Source organism: Thermus hydrothermalis (assembly GCF_022760925.1).
Classification (GTDB): Bacteria; Deinococcota; Deinococci; order Deinococcales; family Thermaceae; genus Thermus; species Thermus hydrothermalis.
Genome location: NZ_JAKTNT010000029.1, coordinates 1 through 10197, shown reverse-complemented (window position 1 = coordinate 10197; position 10197 = coordinate 1). Strand labels below are relative to the sequence as shown.

Annotated in this window: 10 protein-coding genes and 1 pseudogene; 3 read left to right on the top strand and 8 right to left on the bottom strand. The window is 60.4% G+C overall.

The window, feature by feature from the left end; all coding sequences use genetic code 11:
• From L0C60_RS12585 to L0C60_RS12575, 4 genes are all read right to left on the bottom strand, one after another.
• Nucleotides 1-961: DEAD/DEAH box helicase family protein (locus L0C60_RS12585; protein WP_243092913.1), on the bottom strand; the 961-nt coding region annotated here is incomplete at its 3' end.
• Between the two features lie 492 nt (nucleotides 962-1453).
• Nucleotides 1454-1747: a protein-tyrosine phosphatase family protein gene (locus L0C60_RS12990; protein ID WP_423247979.1), complete on the bottom strand. Its 294-nt coding sequence runs from the start codon at nucleotides 1745-1747 to the stop codon at nucleotides 1454-1456.
• A gap of 339 nt (nucleotides 1748-2086) precedes the next feature.
• On the bottom strand, nucleotides 2087-2944 hold the full coding sequence (locus tag L0C60_RS12580; RefSeq protein ID WP_243092914.1) for a ParB/RepB/Spo0J family partition protein: 858 nt from the start codon (nucleotides 2942-2944) through the stop codon (nucleotides 2087-2089).
• Between the two features lie 68 nt (nucleotides 2945-3012).
• Nucleotides 3013-3972: a ParA family protein gene (locus L0C60_RS12575; RefSeq protein WP_243092912.1), complete on the bottom strand. Its 960-nt coding sequence runs from the start codon at nucleotides 3970-3972 to the stop codon at nucleotides 3013-3015.
• A 131-nt stretch (nucleotides 3973-4103) separates the two neighbouring features.
• Between L0C60_RS12575 and L0C60_RS12570 the strand changes: the two genes are divergently transcribed.
• The 3 genes and pseudogenes from L0C60_RS12570 to L0C60_RS12560 all read left to right on the top strand — a co-directional run bounded on the left by L0C60_RS12570 (nucleotide 4104) and on the right by L0C60_RS12560 (nucleotide 6312).
• The gene (locus L0C60_RS12570; RefSeq protein WP_243092911.1) at nucleotides 4104-4331 is read left to right on the top strand and encodes a ribbon-helix-helix protein, CopG family; all 228 of its coding nucleotides are present in this window, start codon (nucleotides 4104-4106) and stop codon (nucleotides 4329-4331) included.
• 164 nt (nucleotides 4332-4495) lie between these two features.
• Nucleotides 4496-4645 carry a PIN domain-containing protein gene (locus tag L0C60_RS12870; RefSeq protein ID WP_279231983.1) on the top strand — a complete coding sequence of 50 codons (150 nt, stop codon included), beginning with the start codon at nucleotides 4496-4498 and terminating at the stop codon, nucleotides 4643-4645.
• A 503-nt stretch (nucleotides 4646-5148) separates the two neighbouring features.
• Nucleotides 5149-6312 (top strand): annotated as a pseudogene (locus L0C60_RS12560) (RNA-guided endonuclease InsQ/TnpB family protein).
• A gap of 180 nt (nucleotides 6313-6492) precedes the next feature.
• On the opposite strand, the gene L0C60_RS12555 reads toward L0C60_RS12560, so the two are convergent.
• The 4 genes from L0C60_RS12555 to L0C60_RS12540 form a co-directional block, all read right to left on the bottom strand.
• Nucleotides 6493-8073, bottom strand: coding sequence for a transcription antiterminator BglG (locus L0C60_RS12555; protein WP_243092910.1), 1581 nt, complete (start codon nucleotides 8071-8073; stop codon nucleotides 6493-6495).
• On the bottom strand, nucleotides 8066-8620 hold the full coding sequence (locus L0C60_RS12550; RefSeq protein WP_243092909.1) for a hypothetical protein: 555 nt from the start codon (nucleotides 8618-8620) through the stop codon (nucleotides 8066-8068). The genes L0C60_RS12555 and L0C60_RS12550 overlap by 8 nt, the downstream gene beginning before the upstream one ends.
• Nucleotides 8620-9603: a hypothetical protein gene (locus L0C60_RS12545; RefSeq protein WP_243092908.1), complete on the bottom strand. Its 984-nt coding sequence runs from the start codon at nucleotides 9601-9603 to the stop codon at nucleotides 8620-8622. Before L0C60_RS12545 ends, L0C60_RS12550 begins: the two co-directional genes overlap by 1 nt.
• Nucleotides 9590-10197, bottom strand: a 608-nt coding sequence (locus L0C60_RS12540) for a RecQ family zinc-binding domain-containing protein (RefSeq protein ID WP_243092907.1), incomplete at its 5' end; no start/stop codon positions are given. The genes L0C60_RS12540 and L0C60_RS12545, both read right to left, overlap by 14 nt.

The following is a 10197-nucleotide window of genomic DNA, read 5'->3' as shown; positions in this document are numbered from 1 at the left end:
CCCATAACATCAGTCTCCTGACCCAGAAGATGGCTGGGTAGCAACTTGGGTTAAAAAAGCGATCGGTGTTCACGGTCTCTTTATCAGAAGGAGTAGCTGTTAAACCGAGAAGAATAGCCCCGCCCTTTGCGAAGTAGTCAAGCACGCCGTACCATTCGCCAAAGTAAGAGCGGTGACACTCATCCAGGATGACCAAGCTGAAGTGGCTTGGGTCGTATTCTTGGTACCTATTTCGCACGGCCATGTGCTGGATCGTTGTAACGAGGACATCGCGATGCTTATCTTCTCTACCCCCCGTCGCCCGATCAATGTTAAAGTTGTCGCCCAGATGGGCTTTGAATTTCTTGACCGTTTGCACCGCCAGCGCATCCCGGTCCACCAGAAACAGCGTCCTCCTGATAAGCCCCACAGACCAGAGCTTGGCAATGATGCCGGCCGCCGTGATGGTCTTGCCCGTGCCTGTCGCCATCTGAAGGTACATCCGACGGCGACCCGCTTGGACTGCGGCCAGGACTTGGGAGACGGCCACCCGTTGGTAGTCGCGCAAGGTGCCGTGTAGTTCTACTACCTGGGGACGAAAGAACTCAAAAAACTCGGGTGGGGTGGGAAAGTTCGTGATGCGCTCGGGTAGTGTGTTGGCTTTCAAATTCTGGCGGAGAAAAATCTTTCCATCGCTTGCGAAGATCAAGGGCACGATATAGCCGGTATTTTCCTTGTAGGTACGGGCGTACCGTTTAGCCTGCTCTAATGCGGCCCAGAGGTCTTTACCGGGTCTCTTCGCTTCAAGAATCGCTACAATGCGACCGTCGTGGAAAAAGACACGATCTGCTTCTTCTCCATCCAGATGCTCTCGCCAGTGCTTGCGGGTGACGTTGAAATCATCAAGCTTCCATCCGCGCTCACGCAAGTGCTCTTCTATGAGGGTCTCGGCTTCGGCCTCGTTAATGTCATTTGTGCGCATGCTACCCCCTGAACGGTAGGTCTGTTTTGCCTGCGACAGTTAAAGCCCTGACTACCATAGAGGTAGTTCATCCGTTTACCATCAGCGTGCTCAATAGTGGTATCGGGTGGCTCTTTAAGGCGCTCTCTATAGTCCCCTCGGACGTAGGATATGCACATAGAGAATGTAACCTCTTTGACTACAAGCTTGTACTCTGCAACGTCCATGTTGCCCCCACAGCATCAAACCCATGCCAAACCTTTAGCTGGCGACCGCTAGGGGTAAGAAGGGTGGCACTAACTCTAATGTGCCTATTTCCTCGACACATGGCTCGTCCACGGCCTCTGTAGGAATTATAGTGGAAGCCGCATCTTTTGTCAGCCACACTCTGCCTCCAACTGTTCCCTTACGATAAGCAAATTCAGGTTGGCCATGGACCAAGCGGTCACGTGCACTGAGGGAATGTCGTTTTTGCTGAGCCTACTAATCCGCTTGGGTGGCACATTACTCCTTTCAACGTCCTGGTGGCATCATGCTGGTCACGTACGCTTCCTGTTCGGGCGTTTCCACAGCGTGGGGATCGTACCGCTCCCGCACAAAGGTCACGGGAGAGTCCGTTAAACGCCATAACCCCGCCAAAATGGCCAAAGTTGTACCCGTACGGCCCAAGCCCCCGTCACATCCCACGTAGAGGCGCCCAACCTTCTCCCGTAAATAGTTGGCTAGGACTTCCCAGTGGCTCCGTGTGACGAAGCTTGGCACCCCGTAGTCTGGCCACTCCACCACGATGGCCCTAAGCCCACCCATGTCCGGCAACCTTCGCAACGCTTGCTCCACGTTCCCTTCGTTTAGGATGAGGGCCTCCTCTTCACGCACGCACCCCGGACACTTGCCATTTACCGCGAGAAAGAAGTCTGGTGGCTCTCCCGCTTGTCCGCATAAATCTAGAGACCCGCCCCAAACCTCGAGGTCCCCTATGGAAAACACCCGGGTAGGCTTCTTCCCCATAGTCGCACCCCTGGTTAGAACTAATGATACCTGACAGGATCAGCACAGTCTACCCACATGCGGAGAAATGCCTTGATAGGCCCAAACCCTTGCCCCAGCTGGGGCTGAGGTTATCCAAGTCGCCCACCTACGCTCCTCTTACCCAAGGAGCGCTTCAAGCTCCTTTAGCTTCTCCTCCACCAAAGCCCGCTTATCAGAGGGGAGGGCCTCGAGGTCAACCCTGGCGAGCTTCGCCAAGACCTCCCGGTGCCAGGGCCTAGGGGCCTCCTCCCGCTTCAGGGCCTGCCGCACCTTAGCCTTCAGGTCCCGCAAGGAGAGACCCGCCTTCACTTCTTCCAGAAGGGCCCTCCGAAGGCCATCGTCCTTTACCTTCTTGAGCTCCAAGGCGGCGGTGTAGGGGATGGAGCCGGCCTCGAGGGCCTCCCTCAGATCCTCGGGGAGGGTGAGGAGGGGGAGGCGGGTTCGTACAAAGGACTCCCAAGACATACGGCCAAGGAGGCGGAACACCTCCTCCACCTTTTGAGCTTCGGGGTTGCCCGAAACGTTTCGGGCAACGTGCCCCTTCTTCTCATGGAGCATCCGGTGGAGGAGGCTCACCACCTCTTCCCTGTTCCTCCCGAGCTCCAGAGCCAGGAGGTCCAGGACCCCGATGGTTTCCTCGTAGGGGTTCAGGTCCTCACGCTGGAGGTTCTCCATGAGGGCGATGGCGGAGGCGGCCTTCTCGTCCACCTCCAGGACCACCACGGGGACCTCCTTAAGCCCCGCCATCCCCGCCGCCCGGTAGCGCCTCTCCCCGGCGATAATCTCGTACTTCCCGCCCTCCACGGGGCGGACCAGGAGGGGCTCCAGGACCCCGTGGGCCCGGATGGACTCGGCCAGGGCCTGGAGGGAGGCCTCGTCAAAGCGGCGGCGGGGCTGGAGGCGGGGGGAGAGGGCCTCGAGGGGAAGGGTTCGGGCGCCTGGGGTTGCGCCCTGTCCCTTCCTGAGCTCCTCCATGCTTTTCACGTAAGCTTCGATGGCCTCCTTGGGCAGGAGGATGTCCATGATGTCCCGGGGTTTCTTGCTCATGCCCCCACCTCCTCCTTCACGCCCTGAAGGACTTCTTCAACGAAGAAGTCCCCCAGGAGGCGGAGCTGGCGCCGGACTTCCTCATCCCCCACCAGTTGGACCGGGGTGTGGCTGGCTTGCGCTTCCCGGTAGACGGCGGGGCGGCGGGTGAGGGGTTCGGCTACGGGGACAATGGACGCTACTTCCTCCCGGAGGTAATCCATGATTTCCCGGTCCCGCACCGTGCCCTCCGCCTGGTTGGGGAAGATGGCCCGGATGAAGCTCCCCCCCGACCAGAGGCGCATGAGGGACAGGGTGCGGGCGTAGCTGGCGGCCACCCGGAGGACGATTTCCAGGGCCTGGATGCTCTTGCGGGAAAGCTCCACCGGGACGAGGAGCCCCTGGCCGGCAAGGGCGGCGGAGATGGCCAGGGGGCCCAAGGAGGGGAGGGAGTCCAGGAAGATGAGGTCGTAGCGCTCGAGCCACTCCTCGAGGGCGCCCCGCAGGGCAAGGGTGAGGTGGGACTGGCTACCGAGCTTGACCTCCGCTTCCGCCAGGTTCACGTGGGAGGGAACGAGGTCGAGCCCCTCGAGGACCTGCCGGGGTTCGGGAAGCTTTTCCCGGAAGTAGAAGCGGAGGAGGGTGTCTTCCTCCGGGTCAACATCGTTCATCCCGAGCCAGGCGGTGAGGTTGGCCTGGGGGTCGGCATCGACCAGGAGAACGCGGTACCCCCGGGAGGCCATCTCGTAGCCCAGGTCCCGGGTAAGGGAGGTCTTTCCGGCCCCGCCGGCGTGGGTGAAGAAGGTGTAGGCGCCCTTGGGCTTCGGAGACGCTTCGGCTTCCTCCTCCACCACGAGGAGAAAGCGCCCCGCCGTTTCAGTGCGGATCTGGCCAGCCTTGGCCAGCTTCCAGGCCTGGTGGTAGGTCATGCCCCGCTGGGCGGCCCACTCGCTGAGGGGGGTGAGTTTCTTGGCCATGCCTGGATCATACAGGTATGAGGTCTTTGATGTCGATAGACCCTGTACCCGAGATCTCATCACTTTGCCCAGCCCTGTGCCAGGGAAGAAAGTGATGAGAGCTCAGTACGACGATGTTATCTTATGGGTATATGCGCCTAACCGTCCACCTCCCCGAAGACCTGGCCCGCCTCCTCCGGGAAGCCGCCGCCAACGAGGGCAAGTCCTTGAGCGCCCTCACCGCGGAGGCCCTCGCTTACTACCTCCAGGACAAGCGGCGCACCGCCCTGGGGCGGAAGGTGCTGGAGCGGGCGGGCCGCGTCCGCCCCACCGAGGAAGCCCACCGCCTCCTGGAGGAGGGGCGGCCTGACCGGCCTTGACACCGGGTTCTTCCTCCGCCTCCTGGAAGGGCACCCCGAGGCGGTGCGCGTTTGGGGGGAACTGGTGGAGGGGGTGGAGGGCGTGGTCTCGGGCCTGAGCCTAGTGGAGCTCCTGCACCTCTCCCTACAAAGGGGCCCTCCCCAAGAAGGATGCGAATCTCCTCTTGGAGGCCATCCCCGCCGTATGTCGGGTCCTTTGGCCCAACTGGCCGATTGGGGAACGGGCGGCCCGCCTCTCCCAGGGGCTCGCCCTACCCCTGGTGGACGCCCTGGTCCTGGCCACGGCCCTGGAGGCGGGGGCCCGGGTCCTCTAGACCACGGACGCCCACCTGGAGGCCTACCGGGGCCGGCTACGGGTGGTGCGCCTTTAGCTCTGGGAAGGTGAGAAGGCCCCCTAGCCCGAGGGCTACCTCCCCCACGAGCCTCCCTCCCGTCCATCCGGGCCCGGTGGGGGAAGCGCACGGCTTCTTCACCACCTCCGCACGGAGCACAAAGTCCTTGGACATTAGATGAACCACTCCGTCCACCCCCACAAGGCCTAAGATCTCCATCCCTCGTCCCCCAACTTTCTGGGCTTCACTTTAGAAGTGGTCGGTTGCGCTCCAGGCCACGCCAGCCACCTTCCCCATATCTTTGCATCCGTCTACCGTATGCTCCCCGAAGGGCATCCGGACCCTGAAGCTGGTCGGCACACCTTCATCGTATTGGGGTCTGGGGTGAGAGACCCCGACCATACTGCGGTAGCGGTTGGTCGGGGAGGTAGAGCCCCAAGCCGCCGCAAGGCGGCTAAACCCACTCACCTCGCTATACTTTGTTTGTGCAGACTCTCACCCTTCGTTGCACCCTCAAGCCTACCGCCGAACAAGAGGCGGCGCTGGAGGCCACGGTGCAACGGTTTGCCGAGGGCTGCAACTATGTCCTGCGGGTGGCTAAGGAGAAGGGGCAGTTCCGCCGATTCTAACTGCACCGCCTGGTTTACCGGGACCTCCGGGCGATGGGACTCTCGGCCAACCTGGCGATACAAGCTATCTTCCGTGTGGCCCGCGAAAGGGGAAGCCGGGCCACGTTCTACCGACCCACCTCCTGTACCTTTGACCAGCGCACCCTGTCCCTGCGGGTTGAGTCGGTTTCGCTGACTACGGTATCTGGCCGGATGGTCATCCCGATGAAGCTGGGCAACTACCAGCGAGGGGTGCTGGCAAGAGCCAAGAGCGTCCAAGGCGGGGTGCTCACCAAAGGGCCGAGGGGTAAATGGTACATCCACCTTATCCTTCGTCTTGACGTTCCTACCCCGCCCGCCGATGGGGGCAAGGTGGTGGGGGTTGACCTGGGACAGAAGGGGCTCGCTACCCTCTCCACCGGGGTGCAGTTTTCCGGCGGCTTCCTCAGGGGGAAGCGCTTGCACTACCTGAAGAAGCGGGCCGAAGTACGGAGCAAGCTGGATCGCCCTTCCGAACGCACCAAAGGGGTGAAGCACCTTTGGGCACGGCTTACGGGAAGGGAGGCCCGCTTTGTAAACCATGCCCTGCACACCCTGACTAGGCGTATTGTGGACAGCCTGGAACCTGGGGACATCCTGGCGATAGAAGATCTGACGGGTCTCAGAGAACGCACCACCAAGCGAGGGGCCAAGGAAAGGCACCTGCATAACCTCTGGCCCTACGGCAAGTTTCGCTTTCTGCTGGAGTACAAGGCGGCGCTCAAGGGAGTTCAGGTGGTAGCCGTTGATCCCAAGTATACCAGCCAGGAATGCCCCCGGTGCGGCCACACGGCCAGGGAGAACCGCAGGAGCCAGGCCCTTTTCCGGTGTCAGCGGTGTGGCTTCCAGCACAACGCCGACTGGGTGGCGGCGCACAACATTGCCCGGAGAGCAGGCTCGAAGGGCATGGGCCGCTGTAAACCGGCCCGGATTTTGAGGGTATCGTCTCTCCATCGGCTTTCCTCGGAAAGCCCTAACCAGAGCGCATTAGCGCTTGGTTAGGGTAGTTTACCCAAAGCTAGTGGGTCTTCTTCCACGGCCTCGAGCCTCACCTTCTGGATTCCCCCTCTCTTTCCCCCTGGAAGCGAAACAGGGGACTGGCCTCGGGGTACGAGCGTTATGTGCGGAGGAGAGGATACAGGAGGCCATGGGGGTGGAGCCGGGGGTTAGGGGTGGCGTAGCTCATGGGAGGCGCGGTGCGTGGGCCCGGTACTCGGTGACTCCTACACATAATTCCTTACAAGACCAGCCCCAGCCTTGCCGCCACCATCTCTCAGGCCACCCTGCCGGTGCCAGGGCAAAGGACTGGGTTTCGGTAAACAAACAAACCTCGATGCGTAAAGGTATTTGCTCCACCTCCGCCACCAATTGCCCCTCGGGTTTCGTGGTTAGAGATTCTTCCCTTAGAAGCCGCTCCCCATAAAAGACGCGAATCCGCACCTCGAGGCCCGGAGGTCGGGTACGGACAAAGAGCCCTTCGGGTAACACTTGACACTCCACGTCAGGCCTGACCTCTACAGGCAAGACCGCTATTTTCCGCCAGTCGTCCCCCCGACCATCAACCCTGATCTCAGCGATAACTGTGTCGGTTGGAATGGAGGCTTGTGTCATCTCTCGTTCCAAATCCTCCAATCGCTCTTTTGGCTCACCTCCAGACTCGAGCGAGAAGCGCAGGGGATCTCGGTCGGGGTCAAAATGAATGGGCCGCAACTCTATATGTTCACCAAACTTCCACCGTTCGCGGGAAAAACGCAGGGCAAACGCCTTGTGGTGCAGACGGAAGCGCACAATCTCGCCTTCCTCAAAGGTGACCTCCAGCTCCTCGGCTATGGGCTCTCCCTCTGGCGTGAACCTGGGCACCCAGAAAAATCGTTTGAAGCGTCCGTCTTCCAGCGTTACCTTGCCGTAAACCTTCCAACCCTCCAGTATCGGCTCTCGGGTGAGCACAGGCCGGATTTCCGCAAGCCCCGGCAGGCATTCCAGGCACTCAACCCTCACTTGCTTGTGTCGGAAACGCGTGCCGGTGCTTCTGGAGGTCGGCTTCTTTCCTTTCAGCTTCCCATAAAGGTCTTTCAGGGCCTGGTCGGAGCGGTGGAACAGGAGCCGCACGGGATTCGGCTCCCCCAAGTAGATACCACTTTGCTTGAGGAACTCAAGCACCGCTCCTTGATCGCATAAATCCACGGTCAGCCTGTCTTCCTCCAGGAGAACTTCCATTGCTTCCCGGAGCCTGCGGAACACTTGCTCGTAGGGATGGGCCGCCACGGGAAGCTCCCCGGTCTGATAAAAGGTCAGGAAGGAATCTTTGAGCGCATTGAGGCGGAGAGCCTTGAACTGGAAGATCGCGTCCAGGCTGCCGATGAAATCCCGCTTGCCCCCCTGGTGTGTTCTGAGGTGGGGTCTCGTCTCGATGTGCCACTGCAAAGCTTCCCAAAGGCGGTCGTACTCATCCGGCGCGGGGAGCTGGTGCCCCTCGATCCCAAGGTCTTTCAAGAAATTCGGCCAGAAGGCCTGGTCGTTCTCCGGCACCTCCCGATAAAGAAAGTAGCCCCGCAGGTAGCCGAGGAGAACTCGAGCGGGAACCAACTCTTCCCCTCGGGAGCGAACCGGTTCCCGTAGATTCTTCCAGCGCTCACCCTGCCACACCTGGCGCATGAGGGGCTTTACCCCTTCGAAATCCTCAAAGGCCACGCGGGCCTGGGCTACCCCGCTCTCTTTCACTGCATGATCCAGGTTCAGCGCATGGGTCCATAGATCAGCCATCGCGTATCCCCTCCAACCAGGCTAGAAGGGCCCACTCCAGTACTAGGCCGGTACGCACCCGGCGCCAGTCCACCACCTCGGCGCTCAGGACCTGGGACAGGGCCTTTTCCCGCTCCGCCCAGGTTTCTTTGAACCAGGACCCCAGATTTTCCCTATGTAACTGGGAAATCTCCTCTATTAGAGTTTGATCCCAAAGCTCGATATGCTTTCGCAAGTAGCGGAAAAAATCCTCCCCGAACGGAGGCTGCGAGAGCGTCTCCAACCGCTTTTGGGTGTGCTCCAACAGGTTTTGGGTCTGTAGAAGGGTTTGTTCACACCTACGATGGGCTTGTCGCATCCCTTCGAGGTCAGCTCGCAGAGCTTCTAGCTCACGCCTGCATTGCTCGCGGATTTGATTCCCCTGTTCCGTAAGCTCTCGCTTCAGCTTTGTGATTTCCTCGTCCTTTTTTTCCAGGAGTTCCTTCAGTTCCCTTTTTTCCTCTTCCCAACGCCCTTTGTCCTCCAGCCATTTCTGCTCAAACTGCTTCCGTAGCTCCCCGCAGTCCATCACTCCTCCATCAACCGGGGCGAAACGAGGCGCTCCCCTTGCTGAAGCAGGGCCTCTAAGCGAAAGGCGTGGACTCTCAGCCAGCGCGCAACGGGAAGATTGACAAGATCCAGTAAAAGCCGTTCTAACCCCACGAGCACGATCCCTTTGGGCTCACCTGTGAGGAGCCACCGGTTAGTGTGGCGTAGCGCGGGATGCTCCTTCCCCTCGAGCAAGGCCCGGTAGCCCTCAATTAGGCTCACCAACCGCTCGTCTTCCTTGCTTCCTAGCTTGGGGTAGTCCAGCACCAAAACGCGAAACAGGGCCTCCGGCGGAAAGGGCTCAGGAAGGTCTTCCTTGAAACGTTTGAGCTGGGCGAGCTGGGCCTCGAGGTGCTCCTTTTGCGCCTGGACGGCTTCCAGTTCGCGCACCCTGGCCTTGAGAGCGCCCTCTTGCTCCTCATACTCCCGAAGCCGCTCTTGCAACCCCTTTTTATCTTCCCGCAGAGCGGCATTCTCCTTGCGTAGACTTTCGAGCTCCTTCCCGACCTGCTCGAGTTCCCTCCTTAGGCGCTCGAGGTCTTTACGCAAATGGGCCGCTTCCTGCAGGGCCCTTCCCCTGGCGCTCTCGGCTTCCCGTCCGGCCTTTTGTTCCTTTTCCAGGCGGATTCTGAGCTTTTCGGCTTCATCGGCCTTTTTCCGAAACTTCTTTTCGCACTCCCGCAGCCTGCGCAAGAGACTTTGATCCTCGGCCACTGGCGCCACTGACCCCTTGGTAGGTTCTGCCGATGGAAGCTCCGAAGCCACCTCACCAGCACCTGTTTCCTGGGCTGGGCCCACCGCTGCTGGCTTGGCCACGCTTATAGGAGCGACAAGCTGTTCCTTACGGTTTAGGGGAAGGGACTCCAGCTTCTTTTTCAGGGAGTCTAGGGAAGCCTGGGCCTCGACTGGAAGTCCGAGGACCTTTCTTGCCACCTTCTCTAAGGTCTCCTCAAGCTCCGACATCCGCCGCCTCCCGCTTCATCCTGCGCCCGTGGCGAGCGCGGCCCTCCTCGGTGAGCCCGTATAGGGGTTTACCCTCGTACGTGTCTTTGATCTCGAGGTACCCTTTCTTTAGCGCCTCATCAAAAGCGCGCTCCAGCTCCTTCGGCTTAATGAAGGAAAGGTGACCGAAGAAGCGGTTGTCCGTATACTTGCGGCCTAATGAGCCGCTCTGGCTCTTATGCCGGCCCCTGAGGGCCATGAGGGTGCTGGTCCTGCCCAAATACATGTAGGGCCCTTCTTTGGGCCAGGCGTTATCCTCGGCCCAGGCGAAGAAAGCCAGCAGGGTATCCCGGGGACGGTAGGCCCGCTCGAGTTCCTCTGCATCGAGTCTGTCCAGCGCCTCCCAGGGACCCTTATCGCCCCCGCAGGCATCGCAGCAGCCGCAACCCGCAAAGGTTTCACCTAGGTGTTTCAACAAAATCCGCACACGGCAACGGGCGCTCTCGGCATAGCTCCGCACCTGATCCAACCGCCTTTTCGCATTCTCCTCGAGCTCATGGCGCTGAAGTGCTGCCCCAAATTTGGACCACCCCAAGAGAGAGGCCAAGGGGTGTA

Bases quoted from the DNA above. Each gene is read 5' to 3' on its own strand.
- L0C60_RS12990 (WP_423247979.1), bottom strand. From the start codon at position 1,747: ATGGGTGGGCTTAGGGCCATCGTGGTGGAGTGGCCAGACTACGGGGTG.
- L0C60_RS12580 (WP_243092914.1), bottom strand. From the start codon at position 2,944: ATGGAGGAGCTCAGGAAGGGACAGGGCGCAACCCCAGGCGCCCGAACC.
- L0C60_RS12575 (WP_243092912.1), bottom strand. From the start codon at position 3,972: ATGGCCAAGAAACTCACCCCCCTCAGCGAGTGGGCCGCCCAGCGGGGC.
- L0C60_RS12570 (WP_243092911.1), top strand. From the start codon at position 4,104: ATGCGCCTAACCGTCCACCTCCCCGAAGACCTGGCCCGCCTCCTCCGG.
- L0C60_RS12555 (WP_243092910.1), bottom strand. From the start codon at position 8,073: ATGGCTGATCTATGGACCCATGCGCTGAACCTGGATCATGCAGTGAAA.
- L0C60_RS12550 (WP_243092909.1), bottom strand. From the start codon at position 8,620: ATGGACTGCGGGGAGCTACGGAAGCAGTTTGAGCAGAAATGGCTGGAG.
- L0C60_RS12545 (WP_243092908.1), bottom strand. From the start codon at position 9,603: ATGTCGGAGCTTGAGGAGACCTTAGAGAAGGTGGCAAGAAAGGTCCTC.